General features: G+C 62.1%; 15 protein-coding genes. 12 read left to right on the top strand and 3 right to left on the bottom strand.

Annotated features, from left to right (window positions below; translation table 11 throughout):
• The first annotated feature begins 15 nt into the window (after window positions 1–15).
• Window positions 16–459, top strand: coding sequence for a ribonuclease HI (gene rnhA, locus B5T_RS11675; RefSeq protein WP_014994712.1), 444 nt, complete (start codon window positions 16–18; stop codon window positions 457–459).
• Entirely contained in the window at window positions 456–1175 is a 720-nt protein-coding gene (gene dnaQ, locus B5T_RS11670; RefSeq protein ID WP_014994711.1) for a DNA polymerase III subunit epsilon, read from the top strand. The genes rnhA and dnaQ overlap by 4 nt, the downstream gene beginning before the upstream one ends.
• 161 nt (window positions 1176–1336) lie before the next feature.
• Here dnaQ and B5T_RS11665 read toward each other — a convergent pair whose 3' ends face one another.
• Window positions 1337–2434 (bottom strand): anthranilate synthase component I family protein, encoded by a 1098-nt coding sequence (locus B5T_RS11665; RefSeq protein ID WP_014994710.1) that lies wholly within the window; start codon window positions 2432–2434, stop codon window positions 1337–1339.
• Window positions 2435–2530: 96 nt separating this feature from the next.
• Here B5T_RS11665 and B5T_RS11660 point away from each other — a divergent pair, with 96 nt between their 5' ends.
• The 8 genes from B5T_RS11660 (at window position 2531) to prpD (ending at window position 13174) form a co-directional block, all read left to right on the top strand.
• Window positions 2531–4303 (top strand): hypothetical protein, encoded by a 1773-nt coding sequence (locus tag B5T_RS11660; protein ID WP_014994709.1) that lies wholly within the window; start codon window positions 2531–2533, stop codon window positions 4301–4303.
• A 97-nt stretch (window positions 4304–4400) separates the two neighbouring features.
• The gene (locus B5T_RS11655) at window positions 4401–5087 is read left to right on the top strand and encodes a GntR family transcriptional regulator (protein ID WP_014994708.1); all 687 of its coding nucleotides are present in this window, start codon (window positions 4401–4403) and stop codon (window positions 5085–5087) included.
• 45 nt (window positions 5088–5132) lie between these two features.
• Complete coding sequence (gene prpB / locus B5T_RS11650) at window positions 5133–6023, top strand: methylisocitrate lyase (RefSeq protein WP_014994707.1); 891 nt, start codon at window positions 5133–5135, stop codon at window positions 6021–6023.
• Between the two features lie 67 nt (window positions 6024–6090).
• The gene (gene prpC, locus B5T_RS11645) at window positions 6091–7233 is read left to right on the top strand and encodes a bifunctional 2-methylcitrate synthase/citrate synthase (protein WP_014994706.1); all 1143 of its coding nucleotides are present in this window, start codon (window positions 6091–6093) and stop codon (window positions 7231–7233) included.
• Between the two features lie 69 nt (window positions 7234–7302).
• Window positions 7303–9909, top strand: a complete 2607-nt coding sequence (gene acnD, locus B5T_RS11640) for a Fe/S-dependent 2-methylisocitrate dehydratase AcnD (RefSeq protein ID WP_014994705.1) — start codon at window positions 7303–7305, stop codon at window positions 9907–9909.
• Between the two features lie 25 nt (window positions 9910–9934).
• Window positions 9935–10306 carry an endonuclease domain-containing protein gene (locus tag B5T_RS11635; protein ID WP_014994704.1) on the top strand — a complete coding sequence of 124 codons (372 nt, stop codon included), beginning with the start codon at window positions 9935–9937 and terminating at the stop codon, window positions 10304–10306.
• A 114-nt stretch (window positions 10307–10420) separates the two neighbouring features.
• Window positions 10421–11608 carry a 2-methylaconitate cis-trans isomerase PrpF gene (gene prpF / locus B5T_RS11630; RefSeq protein ID WP_014994703.1) on the top strand — a complete coding sequence of 396 codons (1188 nt, stop codon included), beginning with the start codon at window positions 10421–10423 and terminating at the stop codon, window positions 11606–11608.
• 81 nt (window positions 11609–11689) lie between these two features.
• Window positions 11690–13174: a 2-methylcitrate dehydratase gene (gene prpD, locus B5T_RS11625; protein WP_014994702.1), complete on the top strand. Its 1485-nt coding sequence runs from the start codon at window positions 11690–11692 to the stop codon at window positions 13172–13174.
• A gap of 160 nt (window positions 13175–13334) precedes the next feature.
• Here prpD and B5T_RS11620 read toward each other — a convergent pair whose 3' ends face one another.
• Window positions 13335–14153: a thioesterase family protein gene (locus B5T_RS11620; RefSeq protein ID WP_014994701.1), complete on the bottom strand. Its 819-nt coding sequence runs from the start codon at window positions 14151–14153 to the stop codon at window positions 13335–13337.
• Window positions 14154–14173: 20 nt separating this feature from the next.
• Complete coding sequence (gene ppsR, locus B5T_RS11615; protein ID WP_014994700.1) at window positions 14174–14992, bottom strand: posphoenolpyruvate synthetase regulatory kinase/phosphorylase PpsR; 819 nt, start codon at window positions 14990–14992, stop codon at window positions 14174–14176.
• A 283-nt stretch (window positions 14993–15275) separates the two neighbouring features.
• Between ppsR and ppsA the strand changes: the two genes are divergently transcribed.
• A complete protein-coding gene (gene ppsA / locus B5T_RS11610) occupies window positions 15276–17648 on the top strand; it encodes a phosphoenolpyruvate synthase (protein ID WP_014994699.1) in 2373 nt (790 codons plus the stop codon).
• A gap of 292 nt (window positions 17649–17940) precedes the next feature.
• The gene (locus tag B5T_RS11605; protein ID WP_014994698.1) at window positions 17941–18249 is read left to right on the top strand and encodes a Rieske (2Fe-2S) protein; all 309 of its coding nucleotides are present in this window, start codon (window positions 17941–17943) and stop codon (window positions 18247–18249) included.

The following is an 18249-nucleotide window of genomic DNA, read 5'->3' as shown; positions in this document are numbered from 1 at the left end:
GTGGAGTAGTGGTTCTTGAAGACAGTGGAAATTTTTACCGACGGTGCCTGTCGTGGCAATCCGGGGCCGGGAGGCTGGGGCGCGTTGCTGCGCCATGGCGAGCACGAGAGGGAACTGTTCGGCGGTGAGCCGTTGACCACCAATAACCGCATGGAATTGATGGCGGCCATCGTTGCTCTGGAAACCTTGAAGTCACCCTGCCGGGTGGTGCTGACCACCGATTCCCAGTATGTGCGTCAGGGCATCACCGAATGGATGGCCAACTGGAAGCGGCGCGGCTGGCGCACCGCTTCCCGGCAGCCGGTGAAGAACGCCGATCTGTGGCAGCGCCTGGATCAGGCCGCCGCCCCCCACGAGGTGGAATGGCGCTGGGTGCGAGGCCACAGCGGGCACGTGGAGAACGAACGGGCCGACCGCCTGGCCAACCGTGGAATTGATCAGATGAGTGTGGACGGATGAGACAGATTGTACTGGATACGGAAACCACCGGCCTGGAGCCCGCCGCCGGCCACCGTATTATCGAGATCGGTTGTGTGGAGGTGATGAACCGCCGCATTACCGGTAACAACCTGCACCTGTACATCAACCCGGAACGGGAGATCGACCAGGGGGCGATGGAGGTGCACGGCATCACCCTGGAATTCCTCGCCGACAAGCCGGTGTTCGCGCAAGTCGCCGAGGAATTCGTCAATTTCATCGACGGCGCCGAGTTGGTGATTCACAACGCGCCTTTCGATGTCGGTTTTATCAATCACGAGTTGAAGCTGCTGGGCGCCAGGTGGGGCACGGTGGAGCAGCGCTGCCGGGTGCTGGATACCCTGCGGCTGGCGCGGGAAATGCACCCCGGGCAGAAGAACAGCCTGGATGCGTTGTGCCGCCGCTACGACGTGGACAATGGCCACCGGGAATTGCACGGCGCTCTGCTTGACTCCGAGATCCTCGCCGACGTTTATCTGGCCATGACCGGCGGCCAGACCAACCTTTCCCTGGACGGGCAGGATGGCAGCAGTGGCGGTCAGCGGCAGGCGGAGGCAATTCGCCGGTTGAGCGCGGACCGCCCTTCGCTGCGGGTGGTGTCGGCTGATGGCGGCGATCTTCAGCGCCATCTGGACAAGCTGCGCTCCATGGCGGAGCAGAACGGCGAGCCGACCCTGTGGGGGACTGAGGAGGGCTGACTCGGCATCGCGAGCGTTGCAGGCATGCATTCACAGACGGCCAGGAAGCCACTGTAGGAGCCAGCCTTGCTGGTGAATCTGGGTCTGTAGGTCCATTCGCCAGCAGGGCTGGCTCCTACGGTGGCTTTGACATTCGGCCGGATGGGAGGCGGCGTTTGGCGTTACAACACCGCCATCAGCTTTTCTACTTTAAAGCGGCTTTCCCGATATTCTTCCTCGGTGGTGGAATCGACCACGATGCCGCCGCCGCCGTGGCAGTGCAGTGCGTCGCCCCGGGTGTAGAGGGTGCGAATCAGAATGTTGCTGTCCAACCGTCCCTGATCGTCCTGCCAGAACAATGTGCCGCAATAGGGGCCACGCGGTACCGATTCCAGTTCCTGAATGATTTCCATCGCCCGTTTCTTCGGCGCGCCGGTGATGCTGCCGCCGGGAAAGGCACTGATCAGCGCGGCCAGGGGCGTCACGTCCGGGCGCAGGCGGCCGTGCACGGTGGACACCAGATGCTGCACGTTGCTGAAGCGGCGCAATTCGAATAGCGGGTCCACCGTTATCGAGCCCGGCTCGCAAACCGCCCCCAGATCGTTGCGTAACAGATCCACGATCATCAGGTTCTCGGCGCGATCCTTGGGATTGGCCAGCAAGGCCTCGCCCAGACGCCGATCCTCTTCCTCGCCATCGCCGCGCGGCCGCGAGCCCTTGATCGGCTCGGTAACCACGTCGCGGCCGTCCACCCGCAAGAAGCGCTCCGGCGATACGCCGAACACCGCCTCGCCCCGATCACGGAAAAAACAGGCATGGGGCGCGGGGTGCGCGTGCACCAGCCGTTGGAAGGCGATCAGCGGGTCGCCTTGGAAGCGGGCATCGAAACGTTGACTGTAATTTACCTGATAGCAATCTCCGGCTACGAGATAGCAACTGATCCTTTGCAGTGCATAGGCATACTTATCAGCAGTTTGCTGTGCCTGGAATGGCCGGGTCAGACGGAAGGTGCCTGGTTGCTGGTGGAACGGCCGCGGCATGGACCGGTAAAGATGCACCACCGCTGGTGTATCGCAGCCGCCAATACCGTGCAGGGCCAGGCCCGCGGCATAGGGGAGCAGGCCGCAGGCGAACCGGTAACCCTGGGCAAGCGCATCGGCGACCCGTTCCGGCAGGGCTTTCAGGGCTTCCCGGTCTTGCGCGTACAGGGTGTGATCGGGCGGCCCGAGGGCCAGCAAACGGCCATTTTGATGAAAGACGACGTGAACGCTATCAAGCATGAGGTGTCGGGAAAGGCTCGCGGGCGGCGAAAACAGGCCGGCTAGTGTAGCGCTCCCGGCGCCGGGCGGCGAGCCGTGGCGAAGGAATAAACGCGCATGAAAAAACTGTTGTTGATGTCCGCTTGTCTGGCCTTGGCGGCCTGCGGCGGCGGGGGCAAAAGCTATGCCGAGCATGATGTGGGGGTCTGTCCCTCCACGGCGCGGTGTTTGCTGGAACCCGGCGGAGAGCATCGGGTGACGCTGGAAGGCACCGTGGCGACCAATCTGTCCTACGAGTGTGGCCGCGCTCTTTACTATGTACTGGACACCGCCACCGAGCAGTTGCCGGCGAACCAGGCCCTGTGCCCATCGAACGCTGAAAGCATCGCTTTCTTTCTGGGTGATCGCCGTTACGAAGGGCGCTGGGTTACCCTCGGCGAAGCCTACTTGCCGCAACGGCTGACAACCCGCGACTATCGTTTCACTCTGGCCGATATGGTGGAGGCGCCACGGCGGATCGACGCCGGCGACTATCGGGTGCGTAACCGGGCGGCGCTGCTGATGGCGCTGGACAGCGATCCGGCCACTTCCCGGCTGGAGTTGCCCGAGGTGGTCAACGAACTGGTCAGCGAGCATTTCGACGCCCTGGTGCCGGCGTTGGAATTTGATTATCCGGACTACGCCGCTTTCCGTACCGCCTGGCAGCCGTTGCTGGGTGCGGTGTCCGCCGAGGTCCCGGTCTCTGGTTTTCCAGCGGATCCGTCCACGGTGACCGCCCGGATCAGTAACGCCAATAGGGCGACGCGCGCAGGGGAGTATGCCCTGGAGACCTGCCAGGACGGGGCCGCGCCCTGTGATCAACCCGAGGCGTTCGACACCAATCAGAGCGCCTTGCGCATGGAAGCCCTGGTACTGCCGGATGGCCGCGTGCTGGGCCTGGGACAACTGCAAAAAGGGGATCCGGACAACGGCGGCGGCGAGGATCTGGTGACCTGGGAGGGCGTCCCCACGCTGACGGCGGGACTGACTTTCCAGCAAGGGCATATCGTCGGTCTGCTGAACAGCAGCGCCGCCAGCACCGATGCCACCCTGACCGGGCGTCTGCTGGGGCATCGCGCGCTCTATATCAATCAGCGCGTGGCGGGCGGTTTTGTCACCGACTTCGCACTGGATCTGCCGGGCAGCCCGTCCGCGCCGGGTGGCGGTGAAGCCGGGCGAGTTCAGGGGAGTGTACTGGGCTCCGGCAACCTCGGCCTGAGTGTCCGCGCCACGCAGACCGGGCCGATGATGGTGAACGGCGATGGCGCCAGCGTGGCCGCCGGCTATTACTCGGTGACCCTGAAACGGGCCTGTACCGGCAGTTCGGAGCAGTGCTCGGATTTTATTCCCACCAAGGAACTGGGCAGCAACGGCAACTATCCGGCGTGCCTGCATGACAGCAGCGGCGGCTGTCGGACGTTGGAACCGAACCAGGCCCGTGAGCGTAATCGGGCCGATGAGAACCAGATTGAAACCTTCGTGGTGCGTATCTCCGCCGACGGCGCCGCTTACGCCGCCGCGTCCTGCGAGGATGAAGTGGTGCCCGCCGGACTGGTCACCGCCGCCAGCCAGAGCCGTGCGACAGTGACCTTGCTGCTGGCGCCCGGGGCCGCCAACAAGGCCGGTACGCCTCATTTTGGCACCCGCATTGATGGCACTCTGGATCTGACCAGCGGCAACCGCCCGTTGTATCGCACGGACCGCTACAGTGAGCGACTGCGCGGTATCTGGCGTGATCTATACCGCCCGGCACAGTTGCGGGCCGCCGGAAGCGATGACCTGGAGCGTCAGGACTCCGAAAGCCGCGGCTCGGTGGAATGGCGCTATCAGGGCAGTAGCTGCGCTCTCTGAGCTTGCTCTGGCACCATTGTCGACAATAACCATTGAAAGATCAGAGGGTGACGGGTAAAGTCGCCACCTGATCCTTCAATTGTCGACAATGAATGCCATGACCCACACCCTCGACGATAACGTAAGAACCCTGGCGGATCGGGTGTTTGCCCGTCTCCAGGACGATATCGTGCGCGGTGTGATCGCACCCGGCACCAAAGTCAGCGAAACCGATCTCGCCAACCGCTACGGCGTCAGTCGTGGCCCTTTACGCGAAGCCCTGCGCCGCCTGGAATCCCGCAAGTTATTGGAACGGGTGGTCCATGTGGGCACCCGCGTGACCTCCCTCAGCTTCGACGATCTGATCGAAATCTACTACGTGCGTGAGGCGCTCGAAGGCATGGCCGCACGCCTTGCCGCCGAGAATATGAGTGATGAGGAAGTGCGCGGGCTGACCGCGTTGCTCGGTCAGCATGAACAGCAGCAGGACCTGCGCGAGGACACCGCGTACTTTCAGCGCGAGGGCGACCTCGATTTCCATTACCGCATTATCCAGGGCAGCCACAACGCCACGCTGATCCAGATGCTGGTGGGCGGGCTGTATCACCTGGTGCGAATGTACCGTTACCAGTTCAGTACCGTGTCCAACCGGCCGCAGAAGGCCCTCAACGAGCATCGCCGTATCGTCGAGGCGATCGAAGCGCGGGACGCGGACCTGGCGGAGCTGTTGATGCGCCGCCATATCAGCCGGGCAAGAGAAAATATCGAACAGCAGGCGAAGCGGAGAGAGCCGGACGCCGTCTGAGCGTCACGCGCCGCGAGCCGGGTGGAACCGACACAGGAGATGACAATGAGCCAGCCGAACAGCGCCGGCGCCCGTTTTCGACGGGCACTGGCCGAAGAAAAGCCCCTGCAGATCATGGGCACCATCAATGCCTACTGCGCCATGATGGCGGAACAGGTGGGCTACCGGGCGATCTACTTGTCCGGTGGTGGCGTGGCCAACGCCTCCTATGGGTTGCCGGATCTGGGCATCACTTCCATGAACGACGTGCTGGAGGATGTTCGCCGGATTTCCGCCGCCAGCGAGGTGCCGCTGCTGGTGGACATCGACACCGGCTGGGGCGGGGCCTTCAACATTGGCCGTACCGTCAAGGAAATGATTCGTGCCGGCGCCGGCGCCGTGCACCTGGAAGATCAGGTAGCGCAGAAACGCTGCGGCCATCGTCCCAACAAGGAAATCGTCTCCCAGGAAGAAATGGTGGACCGCATCAAGGCCGCCGCTGATGCCCGCACCGACGATGATTTCTTCATCATCGCCCGTACCGACGCGTTCCAGAAAGAAGGGCTGGACGCGGCGGTGGAACGCGCCCGCGCCTGTCTGGAAGCCGGGGCTGACGGCATCTTCGCCGAAGCCGTGCACACTCTGGATGACTACCGGGCCTTCGCCGATGGCATTGGTGGCGCGCCGTTGCTGGCCAACATCACGGAATTCGGTGCCACGCCGCTGTTCACCCGTGAAGAGCTGGCCGATGCCGGCGCCAGCATGATTCTGTATCCGCTGTCGGCGTTCCGCGCCATGAACCAGGCCGCGCTGAAGGTGTATCGCGAAATCCGCGAGAACGGTACCCAGCAAGAAGTGGTCGACACCATGCAGACGCGTATGGAACTGTACGATTTCCTCGGCTATCACGACTACGAGCGCAAGCTGGACGAGTTGTTCGCCAAGGGCAAGGGCTGATGACAACGCCTCTCCCGGCCGAGGAGAGGGCAGACGTAAACACCGGAATTGAAGCAGGAGAATGATAATGGCAGAAGGCAAGAAACTGGCGGGCGCCGGCCTGCGAGGCCAGGTAGCAGGTAAAACCGCTCTGTCCACCGTGGGCAAATCCGGTTCCGGGCTCACTTACCGGGGCTATGACGTGAAGGACCTGGCGGAACACTGCCAGTTCGAGGAAGTGGCTTACCTGATTCTCAAGGGCGAACTGCCCACCCAGGCGCAACTGGACGAATACAAGGCCAAACTGAAAACGCTGCGCGGTCTGCCCCAGGCTCTCAAGGAAGTGCTCGAGCGTATTCCCAAGGACGCCCATCCGATGGATGTGATGCGCACCGGCTGTTCCATGCTCGGTAATCTTGAGCAGGAAGACACCTCGGTTCTGGGCGTGTTCCCGAACCAGGAAGACTGCGTTGACCGCATGCTCGCCTGTTTCCCTTCCATCATCTGTTACTGGTACCGCTTCAGCCACGACGGCGTTCGTGTGCAAGAGAACACCGATGATGATTCCATCGGCGCCCATTTCTTGCACATGCTGCGTGATGAAGCCCCCAGCGAATTGCATGAGCGGGTCATGAACGTGTCTCTGATCCTGTACGCGGAGCACGAGTTCAACGCCTCCACCTTCACGGCCCGGGTGTGCGCTTCCACCCTGAGTGACATCCACAGCTGCGTCGCCGGCGCCATCGGCAGCCTGCGCGGCCCGCTGCATGGCGGCGCCAACGAAGCGGCCATGGACATGATCGAGAAGTTCAAGGACGCCGACGACGCCGAGCAGGGCATGATGGGCATGCTCGAGCGCAAGGAAAAAATCATGGGCTTCGGCCACGCCATCTACAGCGAGTCCGACCCGCGCAACGCCATCATCAAGGGCTGGTCCGAGAAGCTGGCCGCCGATGTGGGCGATACCGTGCTTTACCCGGTTTCGGTACGTTGCGAGGAAGTCATGTGGCGGGAGAAAAAGCTGTTCTGTAATGCTGATTTCTTCCACGCTTCCGCGTACCACTTCATGGGGATCCCGACCAAGCTGTTCACTCCGATTTTCGTGATGAGCCGCCTGACCGGTTGGGCCGGTCATGTCTTCGAGCAACGCGCGGACAACCGTATTATCCGCCCGAGCGCCGAGTACACCGGTCCGGAGATTCGCAAGGTAACCCCGATCGCGCAACGCTGATCCGGGAAGGGGAGCGGTGCGCCGCTCCCTCGACCCAGCCCGCCAACCCGACTCGATTGATGCCTAGCCATGAACACTGATTACCGCAAACCGCTGCCCGGTACCGATCTCGACTACTTCGACACCCGTGCCGCGGTCGACGCCATCCAGTCCGGCGCTTACGACAAACTGCCTTATACCTCCCGCATCCTGGCCGAACAGCTGGTTCGCCGCTGTGAACCGGAATCGCTCACCGATTCCCTGAAGCAGTTGATCGAACGCCAGCGCACCTTGGATTTTCCCTGGTACCCGGCTCGTGTGGTGTGCCATGACATTCTTGGCCAGACCGCGCTGGTGGACCTGGCCGGTCTGCGTGACGCCATCGCCGAAAAGGGCGGGGACCCGTCCAAGGTGAACCCGGTGGTGCCGACTCAGCTGATCGTGGATCATTCCCTGGCGGTCGAGCATCCGGGGTTCGAGAAAGACGCGTTCCAGAAAAACCGGGACGTGGAAGAGCGCCGTAACGCGGACCGTTTCCACTTCATCAACTGGACCAAGACCGCGTTCGATAACGTGGATGTGATACCGCCGGGTAACGGCATCATGCACCAGATCAACCTGGAGAAAATGTCTCCGGTGGTGCAGGTCCGTTCTGATGGCAGCGGACGGAGCGTGGCTTATCCGGATACCTGTGTGGGTACCGACAGCCACACGCCGATGGTCGATGCCCTGGGCGTGATTTCCGTGGGCGTGGGCGGTCTGGAAGCCGAAAACGTGATGCTGGGCAATCCGTCCATGATGCGCCTGCCCGACATTGTCGGCGTGGAACTGACCGGCAAATTGAAGCCGGGCATCACCGGTACCGACCTGGTGCTGGCATTGACCGAATTCCTGCGCCGCGAGCGGGTGGTCGGTGCTTATCTGGAATTCTATGGTGAAGGCGCGGACAGCCTGTCCGTGGGCGATCGCGCCACCATCGCCAACATGACCCCGGAATACGGCGCCACCGCCGGCATGTTCTTCATCGACGATCAGACCATCGAGTATCTGAAGCTGACCGGTCGCGAAGACGACCAGGTGGCTCTGGTGGAGACGTTCGCCAAGGTAACCGGCCTGTGGGCGGACAGCCTGAAGACCGCCGAGTACGAGCGCGTGCTGAAATTCGATCTGTCCGGGGTTGAGCGTAACCTGGCCGGCCCGTCCAACCCGCATGCGCTGCTGCCGGTGTCCCAGTTGCACGATCGCGGCATCGCCAAGGAATGGGAAGAGGAAGAAGGGCTGATGCCCGATGGCGCGGTGATCATCGCGGCCATCACCAGCTGTACCAATACGTCCAATCCGCGCAACATCATCGGCGCCGGTCTGCTGGCCCGCAACGCCAACAAGCTGGGCCTGGTGCGCAAGCCGTGGGTGAAGAGCTCCCTGGCGCCGGGCTCCAAGACAGTGAAGATGTACCTGGAAGAATCCGGTCTGCTGCCCGAGCTGCAGAACCTGGGCTTCGACGTGGTGGCGTTCGCCTGTACCACCTGCAACGGCATGTCCGGTGCTCTGGATCCCGAGATCCAGAAAGAAGTGATCGAGCGTGATCTGTACGCCACCGCGGTGCTTTCCGGAAACCGTAACTTCGACGGCCGGATTCATCCCTACGCCAAGCAGGCGTTCCTGGCCTCGCCGCCGCTGGTGGTGGCCTACGCCATCGCCGGCACCATCCGTTTCGACATCGAGAAGGATGCGCTGGGCAAGGATCAGGATGGTAACCCGATCTATCTGAAGGACATCTGGCCCTCCGATGAAGAGATCGATGCCATTGTGAAGTCGGCGGTGAAACCCGAGCAGTTCCGCAAGACCTACATCCCGATGTTCGAGAAGAAGGGCGACGGCGCCCGTGCCGCCAGCCCGCTGTACGACTGGCGTCCGCAATCGACCTACATTCGCCGCCCTCCCTATTGGGAAGGCAACATGGCGGGGCAGCGTCAGATGAAGGGGATGCGTCCGCTGGCGATCCTGCCGGACAACATCACCACCGATCACCTGTCGCCTTCCAACGCCATCCTGCTGGACAGCGCCGCCGGCGCCTACCTGCACAAGATGGGCTTGCCGGAAGAGGACTTCAACTCGTACGCGACGCACCGGGGCGATCACCTGACCGCTCAGCGCGCGACACTGGCGAACCCGAAACTGTTCAACGAGATGTGCCGTGATGACAACGGTGACGTGATCCAGGGCTCGCTGGCACGGGTGGAACCGGAAGGTCAGCAGATGCGTATGTGGGAAGCCATCGAAACCTACATGGAGCGCAAGCAGCCGCTGATCATCGTCGCCGGCGCGGATTACGGGCAGGGCTCGTCCCGCGACTGGGCCGCCAAAGGGGTGGCGCTGGCCGGTGTGGAGGTGATCGCCGCGGAAGGCTTCGAGCGGATTCACCGTACCAACCTGATCGGCATGGGCGTGATGCCTTTGCAGTTCGAGGAAGGTACCACCCGCAACACGCTCAAGCTCGACGGCACCGAAATTTATGACGTGGAAGGTGAGCTGGCACCGCGTGCGACCCTGACGCTGGTGATTACCCGCAAGAATGGCGACGTGGATCGCGTGCCGATGATCTGCCGGTTGGATACGGCGGAGGAAGTGTCGGTGTACGCCAACGGCGGCATCCTGCAGAAATTCGCCAAGGAGTTCATGGCGGAAGCGGGATAAATCTTGTCAGCACAGGAGGCCGGTAATGGACTACCGCCACCGTTTCGCAAAGGATTTGCGAGCTAACATGACAGACGCCGAGCGTCTGCTGTGGAAGCATCTGAGAGCCCACCGGCTGGCTGGCGGCAAATTTCGCCGCCGGCAACCGATCGGCCCTTACATCGTGGATTTCGTGCACTTCGGTGCCCGGCTGATCGTTGAAGCGGACGGTGGTCAACACAGTGATAGCGCTGGCGACCGGCAGCGGGATCGTTGGCTGGAAGAGCGAGGCTATCGTGTCCTGCGTTTCTGGAACAATGACATTCTGAAGAGTACGGAAGCGGTGTTGGAGACGATCTTCAAGGCCGTTTCACCCTTTCCCTGTCCCTCTCCCCTCAAGGGAGAGGGGACCGAATAGAAAGGTTTGTCTTGTCTCCCCTCTCCCTTGAGGGGAGAGGGGCCGGGGGAGAGGGTGAGGCTACAAGGTATAAGTGTTCCCGTTGGGGAAATCTGATAAAACAGGAAGACAATCATGCCCCACGTACCGCAAATAAAAATTCCCGCCACCTACATGCGCGGTGGCACCAGCAAGGGCGTTTTCTTCAATTTGAAGGATCTGCCGGAAGCGGCGCGGGTTCCTGGCGAGGCCCGGGACAAGCTGTTGCTGAGGGTGATCGGCAGCCCCGATCCCTACGGCAAGCACACCGACGGTATGGGCGGCGCCACGTCCAGCACCAGCAAAACGGTGATCCTGTCGAAAAGCGAAAAACCGGACCACGATGTGGATTATTTGTTCGGTCAGGTTTCCATTGATCAACCCTTTATCGACTGGAGCGGCAACTGCGGCAATCTCACCGCGGCGGTCGGTTCCTTCGCCATCAGCAACGGCCTGGTGGATCCGGCGCGCATTCCGGAAAACGGCACGGTGGTGGTGCGGATCTGGCAGGCCAACATTGAAAAGACCATTATCGCCCATGTGCCGGTCACCAACGGTGAGGTACAGGAGACGGGGGATTTTGAACTGGACGGCGTCACTTTCCCGGCGGCGGAAGTGCGGATCGAATTCATGGATCCGGCGGATGGCGACGGCGCCATGTTCCCCACCGGCAATCTGGTGGATGAACTGGACGTTCCCGCCAATGTGGTGGAGGGGGGCAAGCTGAAAGCGACGCTGATCAATGCCGGCATTCCCACCATTTTCGTCAACGCGGCGGACATTGGTTACACCGGCACCGAACTGCAGGGCGACATCAACGAGAACGCCGAAGCGCTGGCTCGTTTTGAAACCATTCGTGCCCACGGTGCCGTGCACATGGGCCTGATCAAGGACGTCAGCGAAGCGGCCGCGCGCCAGCATACGCCCAAGGTGGCCTTTGTCGCACCGCCGGCCGAGTACACCTCTTCCAGTGGCAAAGCGGTGAGTAGCGATGATGTGGATCTGCTGGTACGTGCTCTGTCCATGGGCAAACTGCATCACGCCATGATGGGGACGGCGGCGGTAGCCATTGGCACCGCCGCGGCGATTCCCGGCACCCTGGTGAATCTGGCCGCCGGTGGCGGTGAACGTAACGCGGTGCGTTTCGGCCACCCCTCCGGCACCTTGCGGGTCGGCGCCGAGGCCGCCGAGGTCAACGGTGAATGGACCGCCACCAAGGCCATCATGAGCCGCAGTGCGCGAGTGCTGATGGAAGGCTGGGTGCGGGTGCCCGGATCGGATTGACCGGGCAACGCCCATCCCGCATCTTGAACGTCGGATAGCCGCCGCCATTCCGCCTTGGATAATGGAAAAGGAGTGAGTCCGATGAGTAGTAACGTCGATCAGAACCAACGCCCGGACTATGACCCGGAAATTCAGGCGATTGTCGATTACGTCCTCAATTACCGCGTCGAGTCCCCGGAAGCCTGGGATACCGCCCGCAATTGTCTGATGGATACGCTCGGCTGCGGGTTGCTGGCACTGCGTTTCCCGGAGTGCAGCAAACATCTGGGCCCGCTGGTGGAGGGAACGGTGGTGCCCCATGGCGCCCGGGTGCCGGGCACGCCGTTCCGGCTGGATCCGGTGAAAGCCGCCTGGGACATCGGCTGCATTGTCCGCTGGCTGGACTACAACGATACCTGGCTGGCGGCGGAGTGGGGCCATCCGTCGGACAATCTTGGCGGCATCCTGGCGGTGGCGGATCATCTTTCGCAAAAGAACCTGGCCAATGGCAAGCCGGCGCTGACCATGAAGACGGTGCTGGAGGGCATGATCATGGCCCATGAGATCCAGGGTGTGCTGGCACTGGAAAACTCGTTCAACCGGGTCGGTCTGGATCATGTGGTACTGGTGAAGGTCGCCTCCACGGCGGTAGTGGCGAAGATGATGGGCGCGGATCGTGAGCAGCTGTTGTCCGCGGTGTCCCACGCCTGGGTCGACGGTCAGTCCCTGCGTACCTATCGGCACGCGCCCAACGCTGGTTCACGCAAGTCCTGGGCCGCCGGTGACGCCACCAGCCGGGCGGTGCGGCTGGCGGACATCGCGCTGCGTGGCGAGATGGGGATCCCCGGCGCGCTCACCGCGCCGCAGTGGGGTTTTTATGATGTGTTGTTTTCCAAAACCAACAAGGATCAGAAGCTGAAGCCGGAAGGCGAGCGCCGTTTCCGCTTTCAGCGGGAGTACGGATCCTATGTGATGGAAAACATTCTGTTCAAGATCAGCTTTCCAGCGGAATTCCACAGCCAGACCGCCTGCGAAGCCGCCGTGACCTTGCACTCGCAGGTAAAGGATCGCCTGGACCAGATCGACCGGATCGTCATCACCACCCACGACTCGGCGATCCGCATCATCTCCAAAGAAGGGCCGCTGGCCAATCCGGCGGATCGGGATCACTGCATCCAGTATATGACGGCGGTGCCTTTGATCTTCGGCGACCTGGTGGCGGAAAATTATGAGGACGATTTCCACGCTGCTCATCCGCTGATCGACGAACTTCGTGACAAAATGCAGATCGAGGAAGACGAACGCTACACGAAGGATTATTATGACCCGCTGAAACGATCCATCGCCAACGCCATTCAGGTGTTTTTCAAGGATGGTTCCTGCACCGACAAGGTCGCCGTGGAATACCCCATTGGCCACCGTCGCCGTCGCGCGGAAGGCATTCCGCTGCTTGAAACCAAGTTCAAGCGTAATCTGGAAACCCGGTTTCCGAGCGGGCGGGTCAGGGCGGTATTCGAGCTGTGCAAGGATCAGGCGACGCTGGAAAGGACCCCGGTTAACGACTTCATGGACTTGCTGGTGATCTGACTCGGTCCCCGTACCGCACCACCGGTAAGCCGCCCAAGACTGGCGGCAACCCCGCCAACCCCAGCGACGCCGAGGCGTCGCACCCAGGCCCGGCCACAAGCTGGGCCTTTTTTATTGTCCATCGAGCCGTGATACCGATGGCATTCAGTCGCAGGGTCCTTTACCCGCCGCTATAAACCGGCATTGCCAGCGTCGCCTGCAGCACCCGGCCCACCGGACCGTGCTCATCGAACAAGGTGGTTTCCACCAGGCCGTTGCCGTTGTCCTCCATGCGGGAGACGGCGTCGAGTCCCAACCAGTCGCCCCGTGGATCGCGATGCAGGTAGAGGCTGATATCGGCATTGATAGAGCCGATGTCCGAGGCCACCTTCAATTGCCCCACACCGTTGCCGAAATCCGACAGGGTGGCGGCCTGCACCACGGTGGAGCAGGGCATGTCGTCGATGACCGGGACCGGCAGCCGCATCCAGGCCCGTCCCCGTCCGCGCCCTTCAACGCCATCGATCAGTGCCACCTCCACGGTGCTGTGCAGGCCGGGCAGCGTCAGACGCGGCTTTTCCTGGTCGCGCTCGGCCACCGCGATCAGTGACGCCACCGGCCGGTTGTCCCTGGCGGGCAGGTTATGATCGCCGAAGCGGGCATCGGCGGGCACGGTCACCGGTGTGCGTTCCAGATACAGCCCGGTGGCCCGGGCGGTGACCACGCCGTCCGCCATCAGGGTGCCTTGCAGCACCCGCAGGCGCCGCCCGGCACGCACGGTTTCCACCGTGGCCTGCAATGGCTGGCTGGGTACCGGGCGCAGCAGGTCCAGGGTGAAGCGGGCCAGGCGCAGGTCGGCGCCGTCCATGGCGTCCTCCATTACTGCCGCCAACAGGCCGGAAGGGGAGCCTCCATGTAGAAAATCGGGGCTCCAGGGGCCCAGCGCCGCCTGGTTCGGGTGATAAAGGTCGCCATCGCGACGAAACAGTCCAAGGGTCATGTTGTTGTCCTTTTCTTTGCTTACTGCAGCCGTCGGGTCAGGCCTTTCATGGCCAGGATGCGAGTGCTGATTTCCTCGATGGACAGCTCGGTGGCGTCCAGATGGGGAATATTGAATTTGTTGTATAGGGCCTGCAGGGCGCGGACCTCCATCTCACATTGGCGTGGCGACGCGTAACGGCTGCCCGCCTTGCGTTCGCTGCGGATGGCGCTGAGCCGGTCGGGATTGATGGTCAGCCCGAACAGCTTGTCCTTGTGCGGGGCCAGACTGTCGGGCAGACGCAGGTCGTCGAAATCGTCCTCGGTGAGCGGATAGTTGGCGGCGAACAGGCCGAATTGCAGCGCCAGATACAGGCAGGTGGGGGTCTTGCCGGAGCGCGATACGCCGATCAGGATGACGTCGGCCTGATCGTAGTGGCGGGTGCGGGCGCCGTCGTCGTTGTCGAGGGCGAAGTGCACCGCGTTGATGCGAATCCGGTAGGCCTGCTGGTCACGGATGGCGTGGCTCTGGCCCACCTGGTGGCTGGAACGCACCCCCAATTCGTCTTCCAGCGGCTGCAGGAAGGCGGTGAACAGGTCCAGCACGCGCCCCTTGCAAGTGTGCAGGATCTCACGATGGTCATCGTGGACCAGAGTGGAGAACACCACCGGCGCGGCGTCATCGCGCTCGGCGGCCTGGTTGATCCGCGTTACCGCTTCGCGGGCGAGGTCATTGGACTGGACATAGGGGATGGTGGTCTGGCTGAATTCGACACTGCCGAATTGGCTTAGAAGACTGTGACCCAGCGTCTCGGCGGTGATTCCGGTGCCGTCGGAGACGTAGAATGCGGATCTTTTCATGCAGTGAGGCTCCTCGTGGGTACAGATAGCGGGGCGCAAATGCGGGCCCGCGGCGGTCGGTTGGCCGTAACGCCGGCCCGGCCATAAACGAAAGTCGTAACAGTTTACCCAATCCATGCGGGCAAACCGCCTTGGTTTTGAGTAGAATGGCGGCTCGGTTCAATCCGGTAAAGGAACTCCTGGTTAATTTTTCTCCACGGTTCCGGGCGCCCCCGGCCTGGACCGGGATGTATTAAACAGTGGGTTTCCACAGTATCGGCCAGCAATATCTAAGGAGACGACCTTGGCGGAGTACGTAGTCTGGTTTAAGGATCTGGGCAAGGGAGACGTGGAACGCGTCGGTGGTAAAAACGCCTCCCTCGGCGAGATGATCAGCAACCTGGCGGCGGCCGGTGTGTCCGTTCCCGGCGGTTTCGCGACCACCGCGGAAGCCTTCCGCGAGTTTCTGGAACACAACGACCTGACCACCAAGATCAATGACGCGCTCAGTAGCCTGGACGTGAACGACGTGGTAGCGCTGGCGGCGACCGGTGAGCAAATCCGTAAATGGGTGGTGGACGCGCCGTTCCAGCCAGCCCTGGAAGCCGCCATTCGCGACGCCTACGAACAGATGTGTGAAGGCAACGGTGATCTGCCGGTGGCGGTGCGCTCTTCCGCCACCGCGGAAGATCTGCCCGATGCCTCCTTTGCCGGTCAACAGGAGACCTTCCTCAATATCCGCGGCCTGGACAGTGTCATGGTGGCGGTCAAGGAAGTGTTCGCGTCCCTGTTCAACGACCGTGCCATCAGCTACCGGGTGCATCAGGGCTTTGACCACAAACTGGTGGCCCTGTCCGCGGGCATCCAGCGCATGGTGCGCTCCGAGACCGGCGCCGCCGGTGTGATGTTCACCCTGGACACCGAATCCGGCTTCCGTGACGTGGTCTTCATCACCGCGTCCTATGGCCTGGGCGAAATGGTGGTGCAGGGCGCGGTGAACCCGGACGAGTTCTACGTTCACAAGAAAACCCTGCTCAACAAGCGCCCGAGCATCCTGCGCCGTAACCTCGGCAGCAAGATGCAGAAGATGGTCTACGGCAGCGAAGCGGTGGCCGGCAAGTCCGTGCAGACCGTGGACGTGAGCGCCGAGGACCGCCTGCGCTTCTGTCTCACCGATGCCCAGGTGGCGGATCTGTCCCGTCAGGCCATCGAGATCGAAAAGCACTACGGCATGCCCATGGACATCGAATGGGCGCTGGACGGCGACGACCAGAAACTGTACATCGTGCAGGCCCGTCCGGAGACGGTGAAGAGCCGTTCCGACGCATCCGTCATGGAGCGCTACCTGCTCAAGCAGACCGGCAAGGTGCTGGTGGAAGGTCGCGCCATTGGCCAGCGTATCGGCGCCGGTCCGGTGCGGATCGTTTCCAACATCAAGGAAATGGAAAAAGTGCAGCCCGGTGACGTTTTGGTCACCGACATGACCGACCCGGACTGGGAACCGGTGATGAAACGGGCCGCCGCCATTGTTACCAACCGGGGTGGCCGGACCTGTCACGCCGCGATCATCGCCCGCGAGCTGGGTGTGCCGGCCATCGTCGGCTGTGGCGACGCCACCGAGCAGCTCACGGACGGCCAGAAAGTGACCGTGTCCTGCGCCGAGGGTGATACCGGCAACATCTATGAAGGCATGCTGGACTTCGATGTTCAGCGTAACTCCATCGAGTCCATGCCGAAGCTGCCGTTCAAGATCATGATGAACGTGGGCAACCCGGACCGTGCTTTCGATTTCGCCGCGCTGCCGAACCAGGGCGTGGGTCTGGCCCGTCTCGAGTTCATCATCAACCGCATGATCGGTGTGCACCCCAAGGCCCTGTTGAACTACGACACCCTGCCGCGGGACGTACAGCAGGCCGCCGACAAGCGCATCGCCGGTTATACCGATCCGGTGAATTTCTACGTGGAAAAACTGGTGGAGGGGATTTCCACCCTGGCCGCCGCTTTCCACCCGGAAAAAGCCATCGTGCGTCTGTCGGACTTCAAGTCCAATGAATACGCCAACCTGATCGGCGGCAAGCTCTATGAGCCCGAGGAAGAGAACCCGATGCTGGGCTTCCGCGGCGCCAGCCGTTACATCAGCGAGAACTTCCGCGACTGCTTCGAGCTGGAATGCCGCGCGCTGAAGAAAGTACGCGATGAGATGGGCTTCACCAATGTGGAAATCATGGTGCCCTTCGTGCGTACGCCGGGCGAAGCCGAGCAGGTCATCGATCTGTTGGCCAAGAACGGTCTGAAGCGGGGTGAGAACGGTCTGCGCATCATCATGATGTGTGAGCTGCCCACCAACGCGCTGTTGGCGAATGACTTCCTGAAGTTCTTCGACGGCTTCTCCATCGGCTCCAACGACCTGACCCAGCTGACCCTGGGCCTGGACCGTGACTCCGGTATCGTCAGCCATCTGTTCGATGAGCGCGATCCGGCGGTGAAGGCGCTGCTGAAGATGGCCATCGACGCCTGCAATGCCCAGGGCAAGTACGTGGGTATTTGCGGCCAAGGCCCTTCCGATCACCCGGATCTGGCCAAGTGGCTGATGGAGCAGGGCATTTCCTCAGTGTCGCTGAACCCGGATTCGGTATTGGATACCTGGTTCTACCTGGCGGAGAAACACGGCCACTGATCGGTCCGTGCTGAACGAAAAAGCCGTGTCCCGAAAGGGGCACGGCTTTTTTTGTGGCCTTATATCGGCTTATATCGGCACGCCCATCGCGGTTTTTCTCACGAAGGGGGGGCTACGAAGCCGCTGTAGGAGCTTGCCCTGCAAGCGAATTCGTCTCCCGAGCTCCGACAAGAGATTCGCTTGCAGGGCAAGCTCCTACGGCGGCTTTAGAGACCTTTGGCCCACGGACGGAGATGGCTATTGCCTACACAAACCCTCTCCGTGCTATCGTTCCCGAAAAAGAGGGAACAGCATGTTTCACCGCATCATTCGCACTCTGGAGCTGTACGACGGCCTGCGCCTGCCGGTGCGGGTGGCCGGGGTGGAGCTGTTGCTGGTGCACGATGACGGACGTACCTGGCTGATTCAGCGCCGCTGTCCCCATGGTGACTTTCCTTTGGAGCGGGCCACGGTCCATCGCGGCGTGCTCCGTTGCCCGGGGCATGGTCTGGAATTCTCTCTGGACAGCGGCCGCTGCCCGGGACAGAGCTACCAACTGCGCCGCTACCATATCGATTATGAGGGGCCCTGGCTGGGCGTGTGGGTGGCCGACGGGGACTGA

The organism is Alloalcanivorax dieselolei B5 (assembly GCF_000300005.1).
Classification (GTDB): domain Bacteria; phylum Pseudomonadota; class Gammaproteobacteria; order Pseudomonadales; family Alcanivoracaceae; genus Alloalcanivorax; species Alloalcanivorax dieselolei.
This window is presented reverse-complemented; position numbering and strand designations above follow the sequence as displayed.